Origin of the sequence: Paraburkholderia atlantica (genome assembly GCF_009362785.1) — a bacterium.
In the GTDB taxonomy this organism is placed as follows: domain Bacteria; phylum Pseudomonadota; class Gammaproteobacteria; order Burkholderiales; family Burkholderiaceae; genus Paraburkholderia; species Paraburkholderia atlantica.
This window is the reverse complement of sequence record NZ_WHNQ01000008.1, coordinates 40030-64777: the sequence shown is the minus strand read 5'-3', so window position 1 is coordinate 64777 and position 24748 is coordinate 40030. Positions and strand designations below refer to the sequence as shown.

General features: G+C 63.3%; 21 protein-coding genes. 6 read left to right on the top strand and 15 right to left on the bottom strand.

The window, feature by feature from the left end:
• Positions 1-31: 31 nt before the first annotated feature.
• From GCT19_RS13870 to GCT19_RS13850, 3 genes are all read right to left on the bottom strand, one after another.
• The gene (locus GCT19_RS13870; RefSeq protein WP_018437450.1) at positions 32-874 is read right to left on the bottom strand and encodes a tetratricopeptide repeat protein; all 843 of its coding nucleotides are present in this window, start codon (positions 872-874) and stop codon (positions 32-34) included.
• On the bottom strand, positions 871-1800 hold the full coding sequence (ku, locus tag GCT19_RS13865) for a non-homologous end joining protein Ku (RefSeq protein ID WP_018437451.1): 930 nt from the start codon (positions 1798-1800) through the stop codon (positions 871-873). Before ku ends, GCT19_RS13870 begins: the two co-directional genes overlap by 4 nt.
• 694 nt (positions 1801-2494) lie before the next feature.
• Entirely contained in the window at positions 2495-3622 is a 1128-nt protein-coding gene (locus GCT19_RS13850) for a porin (RefSeq protein WP_018437453.1), read from the bottom strand.
• 565 nt (positions 3623-4187) lie between these two features.
• On the opposite strand from GCT19_RS13850, the gene GCT19_RS43325 reads away from it, so the two are divergent.
• Both GCT19_RS43325 and GCT19_RS13840 read left to right on the top strand, forming a co-directional pair.
• Positions 4188-4439: a DUF3579 domain-containing protein gene (locus GCT19_RS43325; RefSeq protein ID WP_321576803.1), complete on the top strand. Its 252-nt coding sequence runs from the start codon at positions 4188-4190 to the stop codon at positions 4437-4439.
• A 567-nt stretch (positions 4440-5006) separates the two neighbouring features.
• Positions 5007-6365, top strand: a complete 1359-nt coding sequence (locus tag GCT19_RS13840; protein WP_085951696.1) for a 2-hydroxycarboxylate transporter family protein — start codon at positions 5007-5009, stop codon at positions 6363-6365.
• Positions 6366-6510: 145 nt separating this feature from the next.
• Here GCT19_RS13840 and GCT19_RS13835 read toward each other — a convergent pair whose 3' ends face one another.
• On the bottom strand, positions 6511-6999 hold the full coding sequence (locus GCT19_RS13835) for an NUDIX domain-containing protein (protein WP_152852270.1): 489 nt from the start codon (positions 6997-6999) through the stop codon (positions 6511-6513).
• 399 nt (positions 7000-7398) lie between these two features.
• Here GCT19_RS13835 and GCT19_RS13830 point away from each other — a divergent pair, with 399 nt between their 5' ends.
• From GCT19_RS13830 to GCT19_RS13820, 3 genes are all read left to right on the top strand, one after another.
• Positions 7399-8202: a gamma-glutamylcyclotransferase family protein gene (locus GCT19_RS13830; protein ID WP_152852378.1), complete on the top strand. Its 804-nt coding sequence runs from the start codon at positions 7399-7401 to the stop codon at positions 8200-8202.
• Between the two features lie 519 nt (positions 8203-8721).
• On the top strand, positions 8722-9321 hold the full coding sequence (locus GCT19_RS13825; RefSeq protein WP_152852269.1) for a LemA family protein: 600 nt from the start codon (positions 8722-8724) through the stop codon (positions 9319-9321).
• A gap of 52 nt (positions 9322-9373) precedes the next feature.
• Entirely contained in the window at positions 9374-11323 is a 1950-nt protein-coding gene (locus GCT19_RS13820; RefSeq protein WP_321576802.1) for a M48 family metallopeptidase, read from the top strand.
• 57 nt (positions 11324-11380) lie between these two features.
• Here the strand turns inward: GCT19_RS13820 and GCT19_RS13815 are convergent, their stop codons facing one another.
• Entirely contained in the window at positions 11381-11953 is a 573-nt protein-coding gene (locus tag GCT19_RS13815) for a class I SAM-dependent methyltransferase (RefSeq protein ID WP_013093187.1), read from the bottom strand.
• Positions 11953-12267 carry a hypothetical protein gene (locus tag GCT19_RS13810; RefSeq protein WP_152852267.1) on the bottom strand — a complete coding sequence of 105 codons (315 nt, stop codon included), beginning with the start codon at positions 12265-12267 and terminating at the stop codon, positions 11953-11955. Before GCT19_RS13810 ends, GCT19_RS13815 begins: the two co-directional genes overlap by 1 nt.
• Before the next feature lie 344 nt (positions 12268-12611).
• On the opposite strand from GCT19_RS13810, the gene GCT19_RS13805 reads away from it, so the two are divergent.
• Positions 12612-13214, top strand: coding sequence for a phosphatase PAP2 family protein (locus tag GCT19_RS13805; RefSeq protein ID WP_152852266.1), 603 nt, complete (start codon positions 12612-12614; stop codon positions 13212-13214).
• Between the two features lie 120 nt (positions 13215-13334).
• Here GCT19_RS13805 and GCT19_RS13800 read toward each other — a convergent pair whose 3' ends face one another.
• The 9 genes from GCT19_RS13800 to cuyB all read right to left on the bottom strand — a co-directional run bounded on the left by GCT19_RS13800 (position 13335) and on the right by cuyB (position 24747).
• A complete protein-coding gene (locus GCT19_RS13800) occupies positions 13335-13610 on the bottom strand; it encodes a hypothetical protein (RefSeq protein WP_152852265.1) in 276 nt (91 codons plus the stop codon).
• Positions 13611-13631: 21 nt separating this feature from the next.
• Positions 13632-14528: a hypothetical protein gene (locus tag GCT19_RS13795; RefSeq protein WP_018437463.1), complete on the bottom strand. Its 897-nt coding sequence runs from the start codon at positions 14526-14528 to the stop codon at positions 13632-13634.
• 66 nt (positions 14529-14594) lie between these two features.
• On the bottom strand, positions 14595-15737 hold the full coding sequence (tssA, locus tag GCT19_RS13790; protein ID WP_018437464.1) for a type VI secretion system protein TssA: 1143 nt from the start codon (positions 15735-15737) through the stop codon (positions 14595-14597).
• Positions 15734-19924, bottom strand: a complete 4191-nt coding sequence (locus GCT19_RS13785; protein ID WP_152852264.1) for a type VI secretion system protein — start codon at positions 19922-19924, stop codon at positions 15734-15736. The genes tssA and GCT19_RS13785 overlap by 4 nt, the downstream gene beginning before the upstream one ends.
• A 67-nt stretch (positions 19925-19991) precedes the next feature.
• Positions 19992-20744: a DotU family type IV/VI secretion system protein gene (locus GCT19_RS13780; RefSeq protein WP_013093180.1), complete on the bottom strand. Its 753-nt coding sequence runs from the start codon at positions 20742-20744 to the stop codon at positions 19992-19994.
• 52 nt (positions 20745-20796) lie between these two features.
• Positions 20797-22131, bottom strand: coding sequence for a type VI secretion system baseplate subunit TssK (gene tssK, locus GCT19_RS13775; protein WP_013093179.1), 1335 nt, complete (start codon positions 22129-22131; stop codon positions 20797-20799).
• Positions 22128-22628: a hypothetical protein gene (locus tag GCT19_RS13770; RefSeq protein WP_018437467.1), complete on the bottom strand. Its 501-nt coding sequence runs from the start codon at positions 22626-22628 to the stop codon at positions 22128-22130. The genes tssK and GCT19_RS13770 overlap by 4 nt, the downstream gene beginning before the upstream one ends.
• Positions 22625-24049, bottom strand: coding sequence for a dicarboxylate/amino acid:cation symporter (locus GCT19_RS13765; protein WP_152852263.1), 1425 nt, complete (start codon positions 24047-24049; stop codon positions 22625-22627). Before GCT19_RS13765 ends, GCT19_RS13770 begins: the two co-directional genes overlap by 4 nt.
• Positions 24046-24747 carry a cysteate racemase gene (gene cuyB, locus GCT19_RS13760; protein ID WP_152852262.1) on the bottom strand — a complete coding sequence of 234 codons (702 nt, stop codon included), beginning with the start codon at positions 24745-24747 and terminating at the stop codon, positions 24046-24048. Before cuyB ends, GCT19_RS13765 begins: the two co-directional genes overlap by 4 nt.
• Position 24748: the final 1 nt, after the last annotated feature.

Below are 24748 nucleotides of genomic sequence, written 5' to 3'. Positions count from 1 at the left end.
GTACCTGCTCCGCAGGTCAGTCGAGTGCGCGTCACCTGCTTAGCCGGCGATACGCACTCAGGTGCCTTAGAAGACTCTGCTTGTCGCCTCGAATCTCGCTCAGGCGTGCAATATTGAAGTGAGCGTCGGCATGGGTGGGATTGAGCTCGATGCATCGTTCATAGGCTTGCACTGCTGCATCGTATCGCTCCAGTTCTTCCAGAGCGACCGCGCGGTTGAAGTGCAACAGCGCGTCCTCCGGAAAATGCTCGAGCGCCCGGTCAAAGACGGACAATGCCTCGTCGTACTTCATTCCGACCTCGCAAAGCAGGACGCCCAGGTTGTTATAAGCGTCGTAGTGCGGAATCGGCGATAACTCGAGCACCTTTTTATAGGCCTGCTCAGCACCGATGACGTCGGTATCGGTAAGCTCCTCAGCAAGAGCAAACCACTCCTCCGTTTGCTTTTCCCGGCCAACGATGTTCCGGGGCGCAGCGTCAAGGAACGCGACTTCCCCCTTGACGGGCGCCACTTCCAGATCGAGCAGAAGCTGGCCCGAGGTCGCATCCCATTGTGACTCGCCTGTCTTGACGACCACTGAATCACCGACAGCCGTAATGCGGATGCCGGTTAGCGGTAGCTCTTCAGGCAATTCAGCCTTGAGCCGCGCGAGCGCCCGTAGAATTTTTCGCGACGCGATTTTCGCCGACTGAAGCTGGAAAGCCGTGCGCAACAACACGACATCGCGGAACGTAAACCGGAGCTCGTTACGACGACCACGCGACGGTTGCACGAATCCAGCGTCGATCAGGCCGGACAGCACTCGTCGTGAGACACCCAGTATCGACTGGAGACTGCGCAACGAGTAGTCGTGCGAGGCATTGCGCCTTTTCACTTGCGCGCCCGAACCTTGGCGGGAGCCGCTTCCTCGACCTTGGCGGGCGCCCTCTTCGCCGGTCGCCTCGGTTTGGAGGCAAGCTCATCGGAAGCGGCTGCCGGCGCCTTCTTTACGGGCGCGACTTTTGCCGGCGCGGCCTGTTTGGTCTTGTTGCGGCCAAGGCTCGCACGAAGCGCCTCCATCAGGTCAATTACTTCGGCGCCCGACTCCATGCCTGGTTCGGCCGGAGACACGATCTGCTTGCCGGCGATTTTCTGGTCGATCGCTGCCAGAATCCGCTTCTTCTCCTCGTCCTCGTATGCCGTCGGGTCATACGAATCTTCGGACACCTGGTCGATTATTTGTAGCGCGAGCTGCAGCTCGGTGCCCGTCACTGCAACGTGCTCGATGTGCAATTCACTCAGCGAGCGAACCTCGTCCGCGAACAACAGTTGCTGAAACACCATGCCGTCTTCGGCCGAACGAATCTGGACGATGCGTGTTTTCCCTTTGTACGACCATTTTGCGAGCGCGCACCGTCCGCTTTCGCGCATCGCCTGCTGAAGCAGACTGTACGGTTTGCCGCCGCGTTTGTCGGGGGCGATGAAATAAGCCTTGTCGTAATACAAAGGGTCGACTGACTTCTCCGGCACGAAGGAGACGATCTCAACGACATGCGTGGCGCCTTCCTCGAGCGCTTTCAGTTCGTCGGGCGTGAAAACGACGAACTGGCCTTTTTCGAACTCATAGCCTTTCTTCATGTCGGCTCGCGCCACGACCTCGCCTGTCGCCTCGGAGATGTACTGCTGTTTGACCCGGCCGCCCTCGGGCGTCAGCAGATTGAATCCCACACCTGAAGCACTGTCGGTCGCCGAGTAGAGCTTGACCGGAATTGACACCAGACCGAAGGAAAGCGTCAGAGACGCAATTGAACGCGCAGCCATGATTGTCTCCCGATAAGCGGCGACCGCTGGTCGCACAAACCCGGTTGCATCGCACGAAGGCGAACTGTGCTTGAGGGAATTCTACGTTGTTTTGGGCCGCTGGCACGCGCTGCGTAGAAGAACTCGATCGGGTTTCCCCGGATTCAACCGGACAACTTCAAGATCCGCGCAGTCATGACTCCAATGACACGGTCTTTGTCCCCACGTGGCACACCGACCGGCGAAGTCGCCGCGTACCGCCGGCGACGTACGGCGCAAAGCGTCGGTCTCATCATCACGGAAGGAACCGGCCTCAGGCGCGCGGCAAAGGCGAGCGATGAGGTTGGCAATGCTTGTCATCACTGCGTTCGATGCGGGACATCGTCAGGGAAGGGATACGGTGCGTGAGGACCCGGCCATTCTGGCGCGGGCGGTCCGCTCAACGCATCGCAACCACTTAAGCCAAAGAGAACCATTCCGGCGAGCAAACCGGTCGCGATGCGGCGCAGCATCGCTCGAGTGTTCATGTTGCACCCCACGCACATCGCTGTCGTGCGGTTGGACCCGATGTCCGACATGGTCGCGGTTCCGATAGTCGTATCGCTGAACATGCTTCTCCCTCGCCTGCTGAAATGAAAAGCGGCCGCGGAAAAATCCGCGGCCGCAAGCTGGAGAACATCGTTGAAACAGATGCGCTGCGAGCCTGTGTTCCCGATCAGAATCGGGTACGCACACCCGTGGTCAGTTCGAGCTGGTTGGTCGCGCCGAACGTGCTGCCGACCGTATAGCCGCCATGCAGCCTCATATAGTCGCCGGCCAGATACACTTCAGTGCGCTTGGACAGGTGATAAAACGCCGACCAGTACAGGGTTTCCTTGTAGCCGTTGTGCAAGCCGGAAGTCGGATCGAAGGCGCCGATGTTCGCGTTCGGAATGTCGCCGTCGGCGTTGTACGCGGCATTCTTCACTCGCATCTGCTGATAGCCGAGCTGGTAGTCGAGCGGCCCCTTCGGCGACAGCTTGAGCGACACGGTCCACGCATTATCCTGACGCTGACCCAGCGCGCCCTGATTGCCGAGATAACGGAAGTAGCCGGCATTGGCGCGCAGAATACCGAACGTATAGTTGCCGCCGACCGAGAACGACTGGTTCGTGTTGCCCTCGCGGTTCACGTGGCTGTAGAAGCCCGATACATTGAACGGGCCGCCGTTGTAGCCCAGAGCAACCTGATAATTCGCGTTGTTGCCGAAACTCGTCTGGTTGCCGAACGCGTAACCCGCACTCGCGAAGATGCCGTTGCTGAACAGCTTCTTCCACGCGACGCCGTTTTCATAACGCGTGCCGGTCGCGCTGGCCGCGTAGAAAATCATCTGCTTGAAGTTGTTCGCGTTCGTCCAGCCGCCTTCTTCCGTCGTCAGCCGCGCATTGCCATATGGATCGCCATAAATCGCCGCCGCATCGCGCGCGATGGTGTTCTGGAAGCCTGCCGTAATTTTGCCGAACGTGTCGTTCTCAATACCGACCCACGCGTCGCGGTCAAAGAGCTGACCCGGATCTTCCATCTGACCGTTGGCGACAACGTATTCGCTCTCCAGTCGGAAGATGATCTTCGAACCGCCGCCAATGTCTTCGGCGCCTCTCATGCCCCAGCGGCTGCCGCTAAACCACGGCTCGCCTCCGATGCCCATGCCGATGACGTGATTCCCGTTGGCATCCGCGTGGGACTGGTAAGTCGGCACGCTCAGATCCATCAGCCCGTAAAGCTGCACGCTCGACTGCGCGTGCGCGCCGCCCGCCCCGAGTGCGCTGACCGCGACGGCCAGCGAAAGATATTTCGTCTTCAAGATGTCTCCTCAGACTACTACGTTGAAATTGTGTTTTCCCTGCGCACGGTTGCGTCCGTTTCAAGGTCCCTGCAACCGGTTCGGCCAACGAATGTTCGTCATGCTAGTTAGCCCAATCCTTCACGCTCCTTTCCCGTGTCACTTATGCAACTCAGTGACACCACCGATATACGCAACGACGCTTGCACCGATCATTCGGAGTTTTTTTATGACGACCTGCGGACGCCCAAGACCTTGCGATGATCAGAAAGACAAGTCGCTCTACGTGAGCGCGCTGAAGGCGTCACTGCCGATGTATGCGATGGCGGGATTGTCGGAGTGCAAACCCTTCCCCCGGCTTTCACGGTGAGGGCCTGCATTTAGGGGATTTCCATGAAAAAGGGGCCTGCCTATTCGCGCAAGCACGACAGCGTCGCAATCAGCAAGACTGCGCGTAGACAGCAAATTCAGCGGTCACCGGATTTGCTCATGGAAAACCCCCATCGGAACGTGCAGTGGCTGAAAGCGTTCAGAAGGTTCCGCTCTCCTAGAATTGCATCATCGATTGCGGTGATCCCATCGTGCTTTGAACGCCGATCATCCAGGCGATTGGGCCGAGCGCCTGGCGGGAGTTGTTGCACTGTTCGCAGGCGAACGCTGCGCCGGCAACCCTATAGCCAGCACGCGGCTTGCGATGCCGGTTGTGGAGCAGGACATCAAATGCCTTCGCATCTCGAGCGAATTGCGGCGTATCTGTCCGGACGGATTTGGTTTTTGTGATGCGCTTCGCCAGCGACAACGACTTGATGGTCGATATCTGCCGCGCGCTGGACGATAAACCTGGACGAGATCCGCAACCTGAGCGGCAGACATCCGGAAGCATGGTAAAGGAGCGGATGAATGTGTTGCCGGCCCCAACTGCCGCTGCCGTTGCGACAGAGTCAAGCGGCTGATGCGACCGCCAGGAGAAGGCTGATGGAGACACTCACTGAAGTACGTTACACCTACGCGTGCGCAGCATGCGGATACCGCGGGAGCGTAGTTCGTCCGGACGCGTCACATGCGAGAAAGCTGGCCATTTGCGCGCGGTGCGACGGACAGGTGTGGCTCAGCGTTGATGACACGACCGCCAGGGAGGAAGCTTCGACAGTCTTTTCAGCGCGAGGACTATCAGCACTCCCGAGACGCGGATGATGCAGAAGCTCTGCATCGCAAACAATTCCGAGTTGATCCGTTGTTCGATCTGTCATGGCGCGGTGGCCGGGTAAATTCGCGGGCGCCTTTCAGCCTGGGGCAATTTGCCATTCCGCTTCCGTTCACCCATCGGATACCACTTCAACTGTATCGAAACGCGAGGCCGGCATACATTCCCCGGCACGCCAAATCAAGGAGTCGTATTTTGTCCATCACCTCATCTACGCCGGAGCACTCACCGGCCGCGGTCGCGCAGCGGTCCGACAACGCCACTCGCTTCTGGCCCGAAGGCTGGTGGAAGCTGATGGAATACAGAATCGGCATCATCCCACTGCCGGTTTATTTCATTCTGCTCGCGCTAATCACCGGGTTCGCGGTGACGGGCAAGATCCCGGGCGAGATTTCGATGGCGATCGCCGTGCTGGCGTTCTTCGGCTTCACCTGCGCGGAGCTGGGCAAGCGCCTGCCGCTTCTGCGCAATATCGGCGCGGCCGCGATCTGCGCGACGTTCGTGCCTTCCGCACTGACTTACTATCATCTGTTGCCCAAACCAATTCTCGGCCTCACGACCGAGTTCACGAAGCAGAGCAATTTCCTTTATCTGTTCATCGCATCGATCATCGTCGGCAGCATTCTCAGCATGGACCGGCGCGTGCTGATCAAGGGCTTTCTCAAGATCTTCGTGCCGCTCGCGCTGGGTTCGCTGGCCGCATGCATCGTCGGTATCGCGGTCGGCTCGGCATTCGGACTCGGCGTGCGTCATACGCTGCTGTATATCGTCGTGCCGATCATGGCGGGGGGTGTTGGTGAAGGCGCCATTCCGCTGTCGGTGGGCTATTCCGAAATCATGCATCTGCCGCAGGGCGAACTGTTTGCACAAGTGTTGCCACCGGTGATGCTCGGCAGCCTCACCGCCATCGTGCTCGCCGGCGCACTCGACATGCTCGGCAAGCGCTTTCCCCATCTCACCGGCGAGGGGCGCCTGCAACCTGGAGAGACGGACGAAATGGATCATGAACAGGAGGAGATTCGCGGTCATATCGACGTGACGCATATCGCGGCGGCCGGCATCACGGCGATCACGCTGTACCTGCTTGGCTTGATGTGCCGCAACCTGTTCGGTCTGCCCGCACCGGTTGCCATGCTGTTCCTCGCAGTGCTGGTCAAGCTGGCACGCGCGGTCTCGCCGCAGTTGCAGGAGGGCGCATTCGTCGTCTACAAGTTCTTTTCGACCGCGGTGACGTATCCGCTGCTGTTCGCGATCGGCGTCGCCATGACCCCATGGGACAAGTTGATCGCTGCATTCACGTTGGCCAATATCGTGACGATCGTCGCGACCGTGGCGACACTGATGGGCACCGGCTTTCTGGTTGCGCGCCGGCTCAAGCTCTACCCGATCGACACGGCGATCGTGAACGCATGCCATAGCGGCCAGGGCGGCACGGGCGACGTCGCGATCCTGACCGCGGCGAACCGGATGCAACTGATGCCCTTCGCGCAGATCGCCACGCGAATCGGCGGTGCTATCGTCGTCACGCTGACGCTGATCGTGCTCGCGCATATCGGATGATGCGTTACTGGCCATGGGCCCGTGATGGTCGCGCAACGCGCAACGCGCGGAGCCCCGCGTCACACCGACGGCGCGCCGGGGATATCGCCCGTGCCTCGCGCAGCGTCGCGCGGACTCGAACGGCCATGCAAGACAAACGGCTCGACTAGCCGCGCACGTCCCTGCCGAGATACGCGGCGACCGCGCCTGTCACCGCGAAGCCAGGCAATTCCTGCGGCGACGCCAGATGCGCGGCGACGATCTCGCGATGATCCAGCCGTAGATCGGGCAGGCGATCGAGGCGTATTTCGAAGAAATGCACCCGGTCCCTTCGCCCGTCCCACTCGCCGGCCGCGCTGCCTGCCGGGAGTAACGGGTGAAACGCAAGCCCGATCTCCTCAGCCATTTCGCGCAGCGCCGCGGCAGCAGGTGTCTCACCGGCCCGGACGCTGCCGCCCGGGAACCCCCATTCGGCACGGTACGATGACTTCAGCAGCAATAGCGACTGGCCGACGTAAATTGCGACTAGCGCGCCCTCATGGCGAGGCCGCCGCAAGTGCCACCACGCGCGGGCGAGCGGAAATCCGAGGCGAAACGCAGTGCGCCAGGCGGAGTCGATCAGCGCAGCCACCCCGGCGCGCTCAAAGCTCGGCATCAGGTCTGTCCTTTCCTGTCATGGTCGAAAGATCTTCGAATTCGTCAGGGCGGCCTCGGTGGGCAGCGCGATGCCTCAAGAGATGAGGCTCGACGCCACCACGCGCCGCGCCATCTGGCATGACAACGCGATCCGGATCTACCGGATTGTACGTGCCGGATCGCACAGGACGCTTTCGACCTAGAATCGCTCGGTGCGTCGGTCCTGCCGCCAGATTTGATTTCAGTCGGCTCACAAATCTGGCGCGTCGTCGATTCCGATGCCGAGGCACCCGTTTGTGCTTCACAATTAGCGATGGCCCATAAAGAGCAGGACGACCCTGAGGCTTGGTGCGCGCGTTTGCCGGGCCGCCTGGCTGAAGCGAACATCTACGGTAACGCGTTGGACGGAGACATGACGATGTCGGCGATGGCAAAAATTCGAGGATTCGTTGTAGCGCTAGCGCTGGTTGGCTCGGCGGCGCACGCGCAGACCACCGACTTCTGGGGAACGCGTCTTCCCGATCAGCCGACGCAGTTCATTTTCGGCTACGGATCGCTCATCAACACGCCATCGCGCACCGCCACGGCCGGCAAGCCGGTTGCGGCGATTCCGGTGCGGGTCGCGGCGGCGTTCGGCTATGTGCGCAGCTGGAGCGACCGCGCAACCTCCGGTTTCACGGCGCTCGGCCTGCGGCGTCCGTTCGAGGGCGAGACGCCGATGACGATCAATGGAGTGATCTACCCCGTTGCCGGCAACGACATGTCTGCGTTCGACGAGCGCGAGAAGGGATACGTGCGCGTCGAGGTGCCGCGGGCGCTTATCGAGGCGGTGTCATGGCAGCCGCTGCCGACGCAGGGAACTGTCTGGGTCTACGTCCCGAAGACCGAAGGCGAAGCTCCCGGGGAAGGGCTTCCGGTGCCTGACGCGAGATTTCCGCTCGTCGAGTCGTATATCGATGTGGTTATCGAGGGTGCGCTCGAGTACGGGCCTGAATTCGCACGCGAGGTCATCGAGACGACCCGAGACTGGAGTCCCTACTGGCTCAATGACCGCACGCTCGCACGCCGGCCATGGGTGTTCGACAAACAGTCCGCGCAGGTCGATGCACTGCTCGCGACCTCGGCGCCCTGCTTCGCGCAGCGAGCGTTTTCCGAGGACTATGCTGCCGCGATCGCCAAACGCAAAGGCCATGCGTGCGTTCTGGTGAATCACGGTCGCTAGCCGGATCGGCGCTGACGCAGTGACGAAGCGGTGCAGTCGCGCCATCGTGACGGTGCAACGGACGCGGAAAGACCTGCGCGAAGCGACAGACGCAAACGTACGCTCGTGACAGCGTGGCCGCAGAGCCGACGACTTGAAGAATAGGAAGGTCTCGGAAAATTTTTCGGGGCGTTTCCGAAATTATCAAAGCTTTGATGGTGTTTTACCGAATTATCCGAATTTGAGCAGAAGCAAATATCCCCAAACAGAAAATCACGTCCCAGCCTCGCAGCCAGCCGACCGCTCACCAGTTCAGCGCATATCGTCAGCTCGAGTTCGTTAGTTATCGTCGACCTGGCTAAGCGGTCATGAAAGAAACAACCATGGAAGGAAAGGAATTCGTGCATTGCGCTTGAATCTCCGCCGTTTTACTTATATCGGCATCCCGACTTGATTGAATTGAACGCCATTTCGTTTATCCTGTTTCCATAGTCATACGATGGTCCAAACCAGCAGTGCTCTCGTCGGAGGTCACGGCCAATGAGTCCCGTCATCATCACCCTGCTCGTGCTCCTGGGCATCGGGTTGCTGTTCGCGCTCTGGCTAATGGGCATCTACAACGGGCTGGTGGTTGCCCGGAAGCGCTTCGAGAACGCCTTTGCCCAGATCGACGTGCAGCTCAAGCGGCGCTACGACCTGATTCCGAACCTGGTCGAAGCGGTCAAGGGCTATATGGGCCACGAGAGGGAGACGCTCGACGCCGTCATCAAGGCCCGCAACAGCGCGATGGCGGCCGAGCAGAAAGTCGCCGCCAACCCCAGCGACCCGGCGGCCATCAAGGGGTTCAACCAGGCCGAGGCTCTGCTGGGCGGCACCCTGGGCAGGCTCTTTGCCCTCTCCGAGGCGTACCCGGACCTCAAGGCCAACCAGAACATGCTCGCCCTGCAGGAAGAGCTGACCTCGACCGAGAACAAGGTCGGCTTTGCGCGGCAAGCGTTCAACGATGCCGCCACCGAGTACAACATCCGGCGTGAGGTCTTCCCGGCGGTGACGGTGGCCGGCATGTTCGGCTTCAAGGAGGCGACGCTATTGGAAGCCGCAGAGACCGAGCGCGCAGCGCCCAAAGTGTCGTTCCGCTAAGCCGGGACCGCCACCGCTCTGTGCGTCTCATGCTCCCCAAGCCGCTCTGACCGTGACCACCAATTTCTTTCAGCAGCAGGATTCGGCCCGACGCAAGACCTTTCAGCTGGTGGTCTATTTCGTCCTGGCAATCCTGATACTGATCGCCTTGGTCTACGGGTTGCTGGTGGCGCTCGGCATGTATGGCGTCGACGCGCCGGTGTCCTGGTGGCAGCCGGAGATGCTCCTGCTCGCGGCGCTGGGGGTGGGCCTTGTGGTCGGCGGTGCCAGCGCATTCAAGGTGACCCAGCTCGCTTCCGGTGGCCAGGCCGTCGCCTTGATGCTGGGCGGTGTGGAGGTGCCAGGCACGACTACCGACGCGAGGCAGAAACGGCTGCTCAACGTCGTCGAGGAGATAGCCCTCGCTGCGGGAGTGCCGGTGCCTCCCGTTTACATTCTGGATGAGCCCGGGATCAATGCCTTCGCGGCCGGCTACGCTCCGGGAGACGCCGTGATCGCCGTCTCGCAGGGCTGCCTCGACTACCTGACCCGCGACGAGCTCCAGGGCGTGGTGGCCCACGAGTTCAGCCACATCCTCAACGGCGACATGCGGCTCAACATCCGGCTGATCGGCCTGATCTTCGGGATCATGGTGTTGTCCATCATCGGCCGCGGCCTCATGTTCGCTTCCAGAGGACGCTCGTCGGGCAGGCAGAATGCCCAGGGCGGCATGGTGCTGCTGGGCCTGGGCGTGTTTGTGCTCGGCCTCGTGGGAGCGTTCTTCGGTCGGCTGATCATGGCGGCGGTGTCGCGGCAGCGCGAGTACCTGGCCGACGCCAGTGCCGTCCAGTTCACGCGCAACCCCGACGGAATCGGCGGGGCGCTAAAAAAGATCGGCGGTCTGGCCGAGGGGTCACGCATCGGCAACCCCCAAGCCGCAGAGGCCGGTCACATGTTTTTCGCCAACGCCTTCGCTGGCGAGGGACTCGCCGGACTGCTAGCGACCCACCCGCCCCTCGTCGAGCGCATCCGCCGTCTCAATCCTCAGTTCGACGGCCGGTTTCCGGAGGTGCGGCCGGTTGGTGTCGATCGGGAAGAAGCTGAAGGCCCACGGCTCAGCCACGCTCCGCCGTTCGGCGGGGCTCCTACATTACCGGGGCTCCCGCAGGTGCCGGTGCCGGTCCTGGGGCTCGCCGACGAAACGGCATCCCGGGTCGGCCACATCGATCCGGATCTGATTAGCTATGCGCAGGGGCTACACGAGGGCATGCCAGACGTGCTCCGGGTCGCCGCACAGGAGCCGTTTAGTGCACGCGCCTTGGTATACGCCCTTCTCATGGACCCGGGGGCAGACCTGCGCGAACTCCAACTGACCCGGTTGAAGGCCGGCGCCGAGCCGCGGGACTACGCCGAAACACAGCGGCTGATCGCCCCTGTCCAGGCTCTGCCGGACACGCATCGGCTGCCCCTTCTGGACCTGAGCCTGCCAGCACTGCGGCAGATGTCGCCGCGGCAGCATCATGCATTCCGCGCTCAGGTCGAGATGCTGATGATCGCCGACCAGCGGCTGAGCTTGTTCGAGTACACGCTTCGCTGTGTGCTGCATCGCCATCTCGACGCCCAATTCCTCCCGCAGCGCCGGGCGCGTCCAGTGCGCAGTTCGCTGCAGAGCCTTGCGGACCCGGTGGCGACCGTGTTGGCGCTATTGGCCTGGGAAGGCCAGCCGGAAACCGACCAGGCCGCCCGGGCTTTCGATGCGGGCATGCGCGGCTACATCGGCGGCGAGCACGCCCACCGCTTGCGGCCTCGCGAAGAATGCTCGCTCGCCGGATTCGACGCGGCCCTGCAAACGCTCAATCAATCGGTCCCGCCCATCAAGCGCCGGATCGTCGCCGCCTGCGCGGCCTGCATCCTGGCAAACGAGCAGGTCACCGTCCGCGAAGCGGAGCTGCTCCGCGCCATCTGCGATACGCTCGACTGCCCGCTACCGCCGCTCGTCGTGCGGGAAGCGGAAGAAGGCTAGTGCGGGCGATGCAGGTGCGAGGCGGCGGCAGAAACGACCGGACGCCCGTTGTGCCGCTCATAGTTGCATCGTCACAACACGGGCCGGCGGCAGGTTAGCCCAGATAATCCGGCTCGACAGCATGACAAAGTCGCCCATACCACCGGCATTCACGACGTTCCGGTCCGGCCGGATATCGTAGGTAAACTGAATGACGACACCACCTGGACGCAGAACCTGCCGCCACTGGTCGACAATCTCATCCACCTCGCGATGAGGCAATGAGCGCAACGGCAGACACGACACGATCGCATCGACGCGCAGGTCTAGCGGCAGGCACCAGGCCAGGCGGGCAGCGTCGGCGTGCATGACCGGCACGTCCGGGAATCGCCCGCGCAGATGCCGCACGAAGGTAGGAGAGCGCTCGACGACGATCAGCCGGTCGGTTCGCACGCCGTTTTCGAGCAACGCGTGCGTGACTGCGCCGGTACCGCCACCCAGTTCGATGACAACACCGTTGCCTGCCGGCACCTCCCGCGCAAGGCGCGCGGCGAGTCGCCGTGAGCTCGGGCAGATGGCACCGACCGACCAGGGCGCCGTCGCCCATTCCCGTGCAAACAGCCGGGACGTGTGCAGGGGGCCGGCAACCATTACTGCACCACCTTGATGTCTTGGGCCTTGACCTTCGATGTGCCGACGATTTCCTTGTCGTGCTTGCCGGTCAGCTCGATGGTGCTCGTCTCGTTCAGCGGCTGTCCGGCCGGCCAGAGTTTGTGGTCGATCTTGAGCGGGATCTCTGCCAATTTCACGATATGGCCGCGCGGTGCGACGTGCTGGTCGTCCTTGCCTGCGTCGCGAAGCTGGTGGACCGTCGTGACCGCCGCTTCGGCACGAGGGCCTGCGTATACCGCGTGGACCTCTGCGGCGGACCTGACGATCGGGCACGCAATAATCAGCTTTTTCATGGGTTCTCCTTAAACGGGCGACATCGTGGTTGCGACATCAAGCAGTCTACGGACCCGAGGCTAACGCCAGAGTGAAGGCGACGCGGCGCGGTGTCCACCCCTTAATGTTGCGTTAAGCGTCCGGTCGGTAAGCTTGCGACGCCGTGTCAGGGAACCGGTTGGAACATGATGACGGATGCGAATACGGCTGGTTGAGGACGATCCGCTGATCGGCAATCGAATAAGACCCGGCCTGCGTCGGGAAGGTTTCGCCGTGTGGTGCCGCTTGTCATGTGTAGCCAGGCGCCGCAGCCGCAAACACACGGCGCCTGACGCAGGCATCATCTTCAGCACGAAACGACGCAATGAATACCATCGAAGCATTCAATCACGCGCTCTTCCTGATGATCAACGGCACGCCGGCGACGCCCAGATGGGTAGTCAGCACGGCGCTCGTCTCTGCAAATTATCTGATCTGGTTGGTGCCCCTGATACTGGTGATGATGTGGCTTTCCGGGGACGGCCAGCGGCGCGAGGTGGCCCTGCGTGCCTGCTGCGTCGCGCTGCTGGCGCTCGGCGTCAACCAGTTGATCGGTCTCGTGTGGCAGCACCCCCGGCCGTTCATGATCGGGCTCGGCCACACGTTCCTGGCGCATGCGCCCGATTCGTCGTTTCCGAGCGATCACGCCACCATCTTTGCCAGCATTGCGCTGCCGCTGCTGTTCGGACGGATGTGCTGGCTCGGTGGCATGACGCTCGTTGCGGGCATCATCGTCGCGTGGGCACGCGTGTTTCTCGGCGTGCATTTTCCGCTCGACATGATCGGGGCAGTGGCCGTCTCGTGCATCGCTTATGCGGCGATTGCGCGGCTGTGGCAAACGGGCGGCACGGCGATGACAGATCTGGTGGTCACGCTCTATCGTACGCTGCTCGCATGGCCGATCAGCCGTGGCTGGCTGAGACCATGACTACCCGTCGGACATAGTCTGACTCGTTAGGGTCGACGCACGTGAGCGTTGGCAGGACTGGGCTGAAACGGAACATCGACCAGCCTGCGTGGCGTGCATCATTTTCCTGAATGAGCACGCTCATTTCCGGAGAGGACGAATCCAACTGGCTTCGTCAAACGGCTGAGCGCTTCGATCGCCCAACTGCGCCATGACTTTGGCGATGTGGTCCAGGCATTTCTCGACGTTCGTGTTGTACCGATCCGATAGCGTCGGGTCGGATCGGTACGGATCGGTGTACTTTCTCTGCTTGATGGCCAGGTAGCCGGCCGCCATGTCAGCAGCACGCTGGTTTCCGCGTGCAGCAACTTCAGCAACGGTCGAACATGGATGCTCGGTGAGCGAGCCGATGCGCAATCACGCTTGCCCGCCACTACCCTATTTCATACTCGAGTTACTCGAGTCGTTTCGATAGTCGCCAGCCTTAACCGTGACCGCCGAAAAAGCCACCGGCGCCGCCGCCAGTGAAACTGCGCCTATCCTGCTTTTGAGCTTTGGCCAGCTGGTGGGATCGTACTTCGCCGTTTCCTTGACGCAGCACCATTTTTCGCAGGTGGCATGCGCCGCCAAAATCTTCGTGGCCTCGGCCTCGTTCGAACCCTTGTGCCCCCCGTATTCCTTTACGGTATCGCTGGTGCCTTTCTTAAGGCTTTCCTTTAATTTATGCATATCGACGGACTGCTTTCTTTCCAGATCTCCGATCCATTCTTCCACGTGATCCAGAGCTGTTTTGAATTTCCCCAGTTCGTCCCGAAGTTTTTGATTTCGACGTTCGACCTGTTGAATCAGAAGCGCCATCGCATAGATGTCGTCGCAGGTCCGGTCCGCAGGCGGCTTTTTATTGAACTCCGCAATGCCACCGTTCAGCGACTCGAACGCATGTGCGACCTTCCATCGATACCGGTCGAGGTTCTCTACCGTCAGATCCTTGATTTCGAATTTTGCCAGGTTGGCTTTATCCCCGGCAGCTTTAGCGGCATCGAGGTTACTTTCGAGCCTCTTCCCGCGAGCGAAGTCACTGACGCCCTCGATGATCGCTCCCGCAACCGAGCCGACAACGGGCACAGGGATCAAGGACAGAAACAGCTTTCCGATGCCAATGGCAGCCCCAATACCCTTGCTGGCGGCAGATCCCCTATCTGACGAAAAGAGGCTCGTAAAAGCACTGCGGGTGCTGTGAAAGAGCCTTGAATGAAGAATCTGCTCATCCCAGCTTTTGTTATTGACTTCCGCCTCAGCCTGCACAAACGGATCTGCGTTAAACCGCTCAGCCATGTCATCCCCCGATCAAGCATGATATGAACGCACAGTTGTGTGTTCGGAAAATTCAAAATGAATCCGTTATTCGAGTCCGAGCATCGCAAAGAATCGTGAGGTATCCCCTTCTGTGCGCAAGACTTCGCGCATCAGCTCCGGTAGAGACATCGCACCCCATGACACCGCACGCCGCAGCAAATACGGAGTCGGGCTATGCGGCTCGTGCTCAGCCAGGTAACTGGCCACGAGTTCGATCAGGTCATAGGCCTGCGCGCGGCTCTCCACTCTCGCGGGCGAAGACCTGACAGCAGCGTTCGGCGACGGTAATTCCAGCGTGGCATTGCTCATGGCGTTTTCCATCGATGCGAGGTGTGTAGCCGCGCTTGACGCACGCGCGGAGTTTTCGCCGGCGTCGTCCGCCGCGATTGTCTGCGGCGCGGCGGATAGCGCCTGAGAACCGCACAGGCTGCTCACGGCGCGTGTCAGACGCAGCAGAACGTCATCGACCCGGCCAAGATGCGGCGAGTCGTCTAGCAGCAATTCATCGAGCAGATGCCCGAAATTCCCCCACGCCGCTCGCGCCAGTTCCAGTTGTTGATGAAGCGATACGAGCGCAGGAAGGTTGCGCCCCCTCTTCACGTGCTTGTCGAGTAGATCGCGTGTGAGGTTCGCCGCTCCGGCATCGCCGCCGTCCAGCACGACACGCTGCCACTCGTCGAGGTTGACCTGCGCCGGCTCGCGCTCGTCGATGACAAGTAACGGCACGTGCAGCGTCAGCACGAGCGCCAGCGTGTCATTGAGCCAGACGAACGGCGCTACGCGCGCATCGGCATCGCCCGCTTCGAGCATCGGCCATGCGCTCGACCAGTAACGCTCGACGAGTGCCGTCAGCAAGCGTGTCCCAGTCATCAGGCCTTCGACACCATGCAAATTCGTCCATGCCTCGCACAGCCACGCGGCGAGCTGAAAGTCCTTGCTGCGCGTCGCGAGAGCGTCGCTGCTCAGCGCCGCGACGCGCTTCCAGTCGGCCTTGACGAGCGGGCGCTCCCATTCGCCCATTGGCACACTCGCATCGTCCTGGTGGCGCGCTTCGCGGATCTGCTGGTACACCGGGTCGTAGCGCAGCGAAACGCCCGCGCCGTCTTCACTATCGGGAACGGGCGCCAACAACGCGTCAAAATCCACGTGAAGGCCCGGCTCGACATCCATGGGAAATGCCTGTTTCATAGTGCGCTCCATTCCGGCGCGCGCACCGGGAAGCTGCCGGGCCACGGCAGCGGTGTCTTCTTGCCGGCGGGCATCAGCGCGATGCGCAAATACACGCGCCCATGGGCCTGCTTCGGCAATAACGAAAGGTCGGCGGGGTTCGCCGTGCCCAGCGGGAACTCGATTTTCAGCAGTTGCGAAGCGCGTTCGCCGCGACCGCTGGCGTCGGCCGCGCGCTGGCGATTGATGAACGTGATGAGCGCCCACGGATCGGAGAACTGCCAGGTGAGCGTGCGCCCATCCGTCGAGTAGGCGCGCTGCTGTGCGTCCTCTGCCGCCGCCAGCGGCGAGTCCTTCGCGAAGCGCAGCACGAGCGAGACGGGTGTGCCGAAGTCCCAGTGCAGCGCGTGTGGCGCTTCATTCATCGACAGGCTTTGCGAGCCGATGGTGAGGGTCCAGTCGATTATCTGGTTCGCCGCGACTTCGCCGTTCCGGTTCGCGCGAAACTCGACGTTCACGTCGTAGCCGGTGGCCGCTCCATCGTCGGACGGATAGAGCGGCGCGAGCAGCGTCTTCACCTGGTCGAAGTTCTCGATGAACTGGCGCACCTTGTTCGTCATCGCCGACGACGCACCCGCACCCGATGCATGGAACGTCTCCGAGACCGGCTCGTAGCGCTTGAGCACCTGCCCCAGTTCGCCGAAGTCGGCCACCCCCGGCATGCCGCTATTACGCGTGGCCACGCGCAGCATGTCGCCGTTGTCGAACGGCATGCGCCCTGCCACGCTCTCGTTGAACGCCGTGGCGAAATTGCCCCACTGCCGACGCATGTCGAACACATAACCCTGGCTGCAACGCGCGAGCAGGCGATCGTACAGCCGTGCGTGCAGCGTGGCGAAGTAGTCATCACCGCCGTTCGTGGTGGGCCGGCCGGTGAACTTCGACATGCAGCCCGCCGGACCGGGATCGGCCGCCACCGAGAGCGCGAATTGTTCGAGACGCAACAGGCTGCTGTTCGGGTTCTTCAGGCGATAGCGCTCCAGGTCGCGGTTGATCGCCTGCCAGCGCTGCGCGAGCGGCGAAGCGGCGCCGCTCGGATCGAGCGCGGCGAGATACACCGAAGCCTGTTTGCCGAGCATCAGCGCGCGCGACGACTGCTGGTCCAGATACGGCGCGAGCGCGGCCGCATCGGCCACGCCGAACGCCGCGAGAATCGGCGAGCGCGAGTTGTGCGCACTGTCGGCACTCACGTCCTGGCGCGTCGCGTACAGCTCGGATTGCGTGAGCGCGTCGTCCACGCGGCGCAGGTGCGCCATGGCGTCGTTCGACACGAGCGTGTCGATATCCTCCAGTTGCGCGTTCGCGTGAAGCTCAGTCAGCAGCGCGTCGATACGCGTGAGTCGCGCGCGCGCCGCCTCGAACGCCGCGCTGTCGAGATCGGCCGGCGCCGCGGTCACGTTTGCGGCCGCCGCGGTCTGGTCGAGAATCAGACGCGCGAACTGCAGATCGAGTGCGGTCTCGATGCCGGGAAGCGCCGCGGCCGGCAGATTCGCAAGACCCTCGGCGAGGAAACGCTTGCGCACGTCGCCCAACGCGAGCGCCTGGTCGAGCTGTGCGCGGTCCCACACGATCGTCGAGCCGTCGGTAAGGGTGGGCAATTCGCGGTTGCGCGGCGCGATCATGAACGGCTGACTCAACAGTCCCGACAAGCCGTCGCGCAATGCGGCCCGGCCCGGCGAGATGCTGTAGCGCGCGTCCTTGTCGATCCAGACGATGCCGCTGTCCGCACTGCCAAAGCGCAGCGCAAACTCGCTGCGGAAGGCCTGGAAAGCGCTGTCGTCGCGGTGGCGAATCTGCGCCGCGAGGTCAGTGCCGAGCAGGCGGCTCTGCGCCACGTGCGCGAGCGTGCGGTCGTACGTCGGCCCCGGGGTGAATTGCGTCTGGTGAATCCACCCGCCTTTACCCGAAGCGAGCAGGTCGCGCTGCGTGTCGATCCCTGCCACCACCGCGCGATAGCCGTCCGTGAGCTTCGTAAAGTCGCCTGCGCCCGAGTCGGCTACGGTGAGGCTACCCAGTCGATCGGAGATGGAGCGCTCCGCGACCAGCAGTGGATTGCCCGTGAACATGGCGGCGTCGAGTTGCTGCGCGCCCTTGTCGAGCGTGCAGCGCAGCGCCTGCTGCACGGCCGCGAGATTGACGCCGGCCGTACCGTTGCCGGTTACGCTGCGGCGGTCCTGATCGCGGTAGAAGTAAGGCACGCTGCCTGCCACGTTGCCCTGAAGGTCCGCGCCGAGCGCGTAGCGCACCACGAGCCGCAACGAGTCCGCGTTGTCGGGCGCGGGTTGCTGCAATCGCTGTAGCGCCTGCAGCGCGGCGTCGAGCTGATCGACGTTGTGCACGTAGAGCTGGAGGGCGTGCATCTGCGGCAGATCGTCGACCGCAAGACCGGGCGGCGCGCCGACGCGGTCAGCATCGGGCGCCGTGCAGTCGTCGCCGATGATGAGCTGACCCGAGCTTGGATCGCGCCCCACGCCCGTGAGCTGGCTAACGTGCGCGTACATTTCGCGCTCCAGTGCGGCGACGGCGATCTCGCCGAACTCGCGCTCGAAGCGATCCTTCACGCGTGCGTTCAGGTCATCGACGAAGCCCCACGAGCCCGGCATGAAGATCGTCCAGCCGCTGCTCGTCCTGAGGTTCTGATTCATGCCGATCAGCGCGAGCGCCTTGCGGCGATACCAGTCGGCGGGCAGGTCCTGGCCTTGCTGCGCGGCGTTCGCTCGCTCAGCCGAGTCGCGCCGCAGGGCGCCAAGTGCCGCGACCAGCTCGCCGTTGCGATGACTTAGCTGCACCGTCGCGATGACGAGCCCGAGCCCCCAGGCTCCCAGCAGAGCAATGCCGCCCCAGCGTAGGGCGCGGTTGAGCACGGGACGCGTGAGGTGCTGCGAACGGGAAGGCCGCGTGAGGCCGTATTCGAGGAAGATCTTTTTCTCGAACAGATCGCGCAGGAATGCCGGCTGCAGCATCAGATCGTTGAACTGGCCGCCAGGCTCGCGCCGGCCGTCGCCCATCTCCGCGCTGTCCGCGTTTTCCGCTGCATGGAGAGAGCCGCTCCCCGCATACGCCGTGAGCGCGTCGTGCGACTCGCCGGAGGGCGCTTCGAGCGCGGGCAGTGCGTCGCCCTCCACCGTCGGCCTGGTGGCCTGCGTCACGCTCCACTGCGCGAATTCGCTCGCGTCGCCGGTCAGGTAAATGCCGCGGAAGAAGAACGGCTCGTGATACGCGCTCGCGCGCAGCAGCTCGTCGACGTAAAGCTGAAGCTGAGCGCGCATCGCGTCGATGCGCGAGGGCAGTTGCAGGAACTGGCGCGCATCGAGGTGCGAGGAATCGAGCGCGAACAACTCGGCGCTCGCGTCCGAGACCGAGCGCATGATGCTGTTCATCGCCGTGTCGACCCAGCCTGGCTGGTAAGTGGTCGACAGATCGTAAGGCGAAGACCAGCCGAGCATGCTCGCGCGCAGCGGCTCGGGCAGCGCGCGAGCGAACGTCGCGAAGCCCGGTAACGACTCACAGCCGGTCACCACCACGTACACGGCAAAGCGCATCGCAAAGCGGTTCTGCGCGAGCCACAGGCGGCGGTGCGCGAGCTTCGCGTGGCGTACGAGCTCGAGGCGTGCGTCGGTATCGTCAGCCAGCAGAGTGGCGGCCGGCACCGTGATGACCACCGAGTCGAACGGACGCTGCTGGCGATAATTGCGGCACAGGCTCAGAAATTCGTCCCATGGCTTGCCGTCGCCATCATCGTCTGGCGAGCCCAGATAGGCCGCCTTGATGTCCACCACAATGCCGCGATCGAAGAAGTGCCACGAGATGCCCTGCGTGGCCGCGGGGCTCGCCGCGTCGGCGCCGAGGACGCTCGCCACGCCCGCCTGGGCGATTGGCAGCGGACGCGGATCGTCGCCCTCGTTGAGGATCATGATCCACGGAATGTTGTAGCGCTCGGCGCGCGTGGCGATGTTGCCTTCGATGAGTTCAACGGCCTGGCGGAAGGCGCTACGCAGCGAGTCCGAGCGCAGGCGCACGATCTTGCGTTCCGCCGCGGGCTTCGTGTGCGAGCCATGCAACGCGAAGTAAATCACCGCGCCGAGCACCGCGCACGCAACGAGCGTAAGCACCGCGATGGAAAGCAGGAACAGGTTGCTCGTCAGCATGAACGCGCCCCCAAGAAAAACAGATTCGACGACGTCATTGAACGCGCGAGCATCACATGGCTCGGATTCATCGGCTCACCCCCGTCACGGGGTCGGCATGCAGGGCTTCGCGCACGGGCCACGACTGCCACAGCCAGAGCACCTCGGAAATCGCCAGCAGCGACACGGCTACCAGCATAAAAATCATCGCCCAGCGGCTCACGGTCGGCAGCTTGCGCGGCGCGACATGCGAGAGCGTGTTCGCATAGGCGATCTCGGAAAGCACGCGGTCGCGGCCGCCCAGATCGGCGCGGCGCTGATAGACGAACTCGTAGAGTTCCTCCCGATAGCTGCGCAGGCGCTCGGCGGCGTCGGCGCCGCGAAAGCGGCCCTGGAAGCCCATGGCGAGCGAGAACAGATAAAGGCGTGCGATGCTGCGGCGCGATGTTTCGCGCTCGGACAGCAGTTGCTCGATGCGGCGGAACACGAGATCACCCGCCACGTTGGTGCGAAACAGCGTCGATTCGAGCAGATACGCGGTCCAGCGCTCGCGTCCGGCCCACGGCGTATTCAGCAGGATTTCATCGGCGAGCACGGCCTTCAGGTAGCGCGCGTCCGCGACGATCTCCATTTCGAAGCGCGTGCTGTCACGCCGCGATTGCAGCGTCTGGATCTCCAGCAGGTTCAGCAGGTGACGGCTCAATCCCTGCGCGGCGAGATCCGGGTCTGCGTCGGGCAGTTCGGAGAAGCGCGCCTGAGCCATCATCAGCTCGTCGAGGAAGGTGCGGAACTGCTCCGTCACGAGATCGTCTTCTTCTGCTTCTGGTCGGATGCGTGCCATGCTCAGCGTGCCTTCGCGTTTAACGTCTTCATTGCATTCATCGTTGCTTGCATCATCCCTTCACGAACAGCAGCATTTCCTGCGGCCGCTGCGCGCTTGTTCCTTCGTTGGGGTTACCGATGACAAGCGTTTCGCTCGCGAGCACGAGCGCGGCCTCCGCCGTCACCTCGAACAGCAGGTAGCCCGAGCCTGAGCGCAAACCGAGATCTTCCGCATAGTCAATGCCGCGCCGGGCCGCGCCCAGCACCCGGCGGCTGCGCAGCGAGGCATAGACCGACTGCGAGCCGATCACCGCGCCGTCCATCCACGCGAGCAGGTCGCGATCGGACTGGCCGCGCAAGCCCACGACGAGCCGTTCGCCGATCCAGTCCGGATGCAACGTGATTTCGAACGCGCCATGGCGGAATTCGAACTTGTGCTCGCGATGCTCCTCGTTCACCTCCGACATCGACTCGCGCAGCGAGCGCAGCAGCGGCGTGAACACCGACAGCGGATCGCCGTGATCGTAGTCGGGCGGCACGGGCGGTAGTCCACCGGGCTTGAGCATGGCGAGCGAACCGTTGAGTGCGGCAAGCGCGTGATACAGCGCAAGCGGATGCAGATGCGGCGTGCGCAGCACCGCTTCGGCGAGCGGCAACGCGCTCAGCAGACTGCGCAAGCGGTCCTTCAACTCCAGCTGCGTGAGACGATCGTCAACCCGCGACGAAGGATTCGCGGTCTGCCGCGCGACGAATGCCGCTTTGCCGCGCAACTGACCCAGCAGCGAGGCCACGCTCGTCCACAAAGGATTGTCACGGGCGACTTCTAGAAGCGGCGGCTGGTGTTCGCCTAGCCGCACCACTTCATTGTCCTTGTACAGGGAACCAAGCCGCAGCCACACGTGCATCGCCGATGGCAACTCGCCCGCCGCCAGCGCAAGGTTTGGGACGAGGCGCGCAATGTCGGCAGGCGGCGCGTCGGACACCAGGTCCTCCACGGGCGCGACGGACGTCGAGCGAAAGCGCCTGACCTGCGCCGCCCGCCGCATCGTCGATGCGCCGGGCAGCACGAGATAGAAGTCGAGCGGCCCGTTCGAAAGCGCGTCGGCGAACGGCTCCAGCGACAATTCCAGCCGCTCCGCGCCCGCTGCCTGCGCATGGTAGGTGACGGCCGTGCCGTCGGGCAGGATCGCGTCGAGTTCCAGCACGCGCAGTAGGCCCGCGGGCAGCAGCCCGTTGTCGAACACGAGGCGTCGCACGCCCCAGCTGAACGGCGCCGCCGCGAGCGTCTGCCACGCCACGAGCGCATCGGTGCGCGAGGCCATCTGCTGAAAATGCTGGGGCGAGAGCAACATGCCCTCGAACCACTCGATCCGCTCGGGTACTGCCATATTGCGGTCATGCATCATTTCGAATCCACGACGGTAAGGTTGTTGCTGTCCAGCTGCACCACCATATGGCCGCTGAAATGCTCGATCCGCGCGCGATGGGCGCCCGGGTCCTGATAGTTGGCGAACACGAACGCGCCCGCCACACGCGAGCCCGCGAATGCGTCGCCGCTCACGTCCAGATGCAGGCCCGGCACGATTTCCCAGCTTCGATAGCGCAGGTTCTTCGGATACGTTTTCACGAGGTCGTCGCGCGCCGTGAACCATTTCGACGCCGGCATCTCGGCGAGCCGCGCGAGCATCGCGGCGTCGCTGACGAGCACGACATCCACGGCAACGGGGCTGTTGTTGTTGACGTCGTCACTGGCGGTGAACGTCACTTGCGACCATTTCGCCTTCTCGCCGCTCAAGCCGAGCATGCTGCAGCCGCCGACCGCCAGCGCGACCCCTAGGGCCGCCACCAATGCGGCCGCACCGCGCGCGAGCCGTGCGCGCAAACGCAATCCCACCTTGTTCATCTCGCTCCTACTCCAATTCCCATCAGCAATATCAGCGAGGCCACCATCACCGCGCAGCCCGCCGCCAGCGCGAGTTGCCCGCGCGTGAACGTGAAGCGCAGCACGGGGCTCAACCCCTCCGCGCCGCCTTGCACCTGCACGGCTACCTGACGCTCGGAGGGCAGTCCGGCGGACACCAGTGCGATCACCGTGCAAACCGAAAGCAGGCTCAGCACGTTGCGCGGCCCTTCGCAGATCAGATCCACGGACACGAACAGCACGGCTGCCGCCTCGGTAGGCAGATGCAGCATCGACAGCACCACGCCCGTGTACCCTACGGCGGCCACACCGCTCTGCCCCGCCGAAACGAAGGCCGCCACGACTGCCGCGGCACACACGAGCGCGATTTCGCCAGCTCCGAGCGGCCGCTCGTAGAGATTGGCGACGAATACAGTCGCTAGCGCGTAATAGAGCGCCGAGCCCGCGCGCACGAACACCGAGCCGAACGGCACCACGAGTTCCGCTACTCCGCGGCTGAAACCAAGGCGCTCACTCATCGCCTCGATCGTGTGCGGGATCGGCGCGGTCGCACTGCCCGAGGTCAGGCCGATCAGCAGCGGCGCCTTCAGGCCGCTCAGCACCTGCAGCAGCGGCTGCCTGGCGCGCGCCGCGATGGTCGCGAGCGCGAGGATCGCGAGTGCGACAGCCGAGAGTGCGAAGCACAGCAGGAAGCTGCTCATCGCTTCCAGCGTCACCGCCTGCGTGTGTGACGTGAGATGCGCGGCAACGCCGAACACCAGCACCGGAATCAGCAGGTTCGCCTGCGCAATGATGGTTTCCAGCGCACGATAGACGCCTTCGAACACGCTGCTCAGCATGCGCGTCTGCTCGCGCGAGAGCGCCGCGAACGCCAGCCCGAACAGGATCGTGCCGGTCAGAATGCCGAGCGAATGCCCCTGCGCCAGCACGCGATAAAAGTTGTCAGGAAAGATATCGTCCACGCCGATCAGGCCCGACCCGGCGCTGGCGCTGCCCGCGCCGCGGTCGAACAGCGCGACCCGCACTTCGTCCGCGCTCGCGCTGTTGCGCACGAGTTCGCCGAGATGCGCATGCGCCTCGGCTGACAGATGCTGACCGGGCATGGCGAGCACGCCGATCAGCGTGCCGCCGATCCCGCTCAACACCACGAGGGCGAGCGCGAGCAGCATGATGGTGCCCACCCGTGTGCGCGGACGCGGCAGCGCGATCACCTGGCGCAGCCCAAAAAACGTCGCGACGACCAGCAGCGGAATCGCCGCCATGTTGACGACAGACAGATACAGTTGCCCGACGAAGTACGCGGCCGCGCCGGCCGGCTCGGCGAACACGCCGCACAGCCCGCCCGCCGCGAGGCAGACGATCAGTCCGAGCGTGCTCTGCGAGAGCATATGCAGTGCTTTCATGCGGGACGGTTCCAGCCGCGCTCGCACGCGTACTTCACAGTGGCGCGTGCGAGTTCGAGCGAGCTGTCGATGAGGATGAGCGGAGGCGACGCGATGTGCCGCGCTGCCAGCGGAATCTCGGTGCAGGCCATGAGCGCCGTGCCCACACCCTGGCTCGCGAGCGCGATCAGCACGTCTTCGAGGTGGGCGCCGGCCGCATCGAGCTTGCCCGCCTTCACCTCGCGGATGCACGCCCCGACGCGCAACTGCATCGATTCGTCTGGCAGCACGGGCTCGATGTCGAGATCGGCGAGCGCCTGCTGGTAGAAGCCCGAAACGAGCGCGCCGCCGGTGGCGAGCAACGCCACGCGGCGCGCTGCGCGCGGCACGGCCGCCACGCACGTCTGCGCGATGTGCAGAACCGGCGCCTTGCTGCGCGCGCGCATCGGCCCGTACCAGTGATGTGCCGAGTTGCACGGAATCGCAATCAACCCGACGCCGTTCCGGTTCAGCAGATCGATGCCGTCGAGCAGCGCCGGCAACGGATCGGCGCCGCCGTCGATGATCGCGCTCGAGCGGTCCTCGATGTGCGGCAGGTTCGCCACCAGCAGCGGCAGATGCTCCTGGTCGCTGTTCGCATGGGTCAGGCGCACGATCTTGTCCATGAAGTCGACGGTCGCAAGCGGTCCCATGCCGCCAAGAATGCCGATCATTGCCATC

Bases quoted from the DNA above. Each gene is read 5' to 3' on its own strand.
- tssK (WP_013093179.1), bottom strand. From the start codon at position 22,131: ATGATGCATGACCGCAATATGGCAGTACCCGAGCGGATCGAGTGGTTC.
- GCT19_RS13765 (WP_152852263.1), bottom strand. From the start codon at position 24,049: ATGAAAGCACTGCATATGCTCTCGCAGAGCACGCTCGGACTGATCGTC.
- GCT19_RS13815 (WP_013093187.1), bottom strand. From the start codon at position 11,953: ATGGTTGCCGGCCCCCTGCACACGTCCCGGCTGTTTGCACGGGAATGG.
- GCT19_RS13770 (WP_018437467.1), bottom strand. From the start codon at position 22,628: ATGAACAAGGTGGGATTGCGTTTGCGCGCACGGCTCGCGCGCGGTGCG.
- tssA (WP_018437464.1), bottom strand. From the start codon at position 15,737: ATGAAACAGGCATTTCCCATGGATGTCGAGCCGGGCCTTCACGTGGAT.
- GCT19_RS13780 (WP_013093180.1), bottom strand. From the start codon at position 20,744: ATGGCACGCATCCGACCAGAAGCAGAAGAAGACGATCTCGTGACGGAG.
- GCT19_RS13830 (WP_152852378.1), top strand. From the start codon at position 7,399: ATGTCGGCGATGGCAAAAATTCGAGGATTCGTTGTAGCGCTAGCGCTG.
- GCT19_RS13810 (WP_152852267.1), bottom strand. From the start codon at position 12,267: ATGAAAAAGCTGATTATTGCGTGCCCGATCGTCAGGTCCGCCGCAGAG.
- cuyB (WP_152852262.1), bottom strand. From the start codon at position 24,747: ATGGCAATGATCGGCATTCTTGGCGGCATGGGACCGCTTGCGACCGTC.
- ku (WP_018437451.1), bottom strand. From the start codon at position 1,800: ATGGCTGCGCGTTCAATTGCGTCTCTGACGCTTTCCTTCGGTCTGGTG.
- GCT19_RS13835 (WP_152852270.1), bottom strand. From the start codon at position 6,999: ATGCCGAGCTTTGAGCGCGCCGGGGTGGCTGCGCTGATCGACTCCGCC.
- GCT19_RS13825 (WP_152852269.1), top strand. From the start codon at position 8,722: ATGAGTCCCGTCATCATCACCCTGCTCGTGCTCCTGGGCATCGGGTTG.
- GCT19_RS13805 (WP_152852266.1), top strand. From the start codon at position 12,612: ATGAATACCATCGAAGCATTCAATCACGCGCTCTTCCTGATGATCAAC.
- GCT19_RS13785 (WP_152852264.1), bottom strand. From the start codon at position 19,924: ATGCTGACGAGCAACCTGTTCCTGCTTTCCATCGCGGTGCTTACGCTC.
- GCT19_RS13795 (WP_018437463.1), bottom strand. From the start codon at position 14,528: ATGGCTGAGCGGTTTAACGCAGATCCGTTTGTGCAGGCTGAGGCGGAA.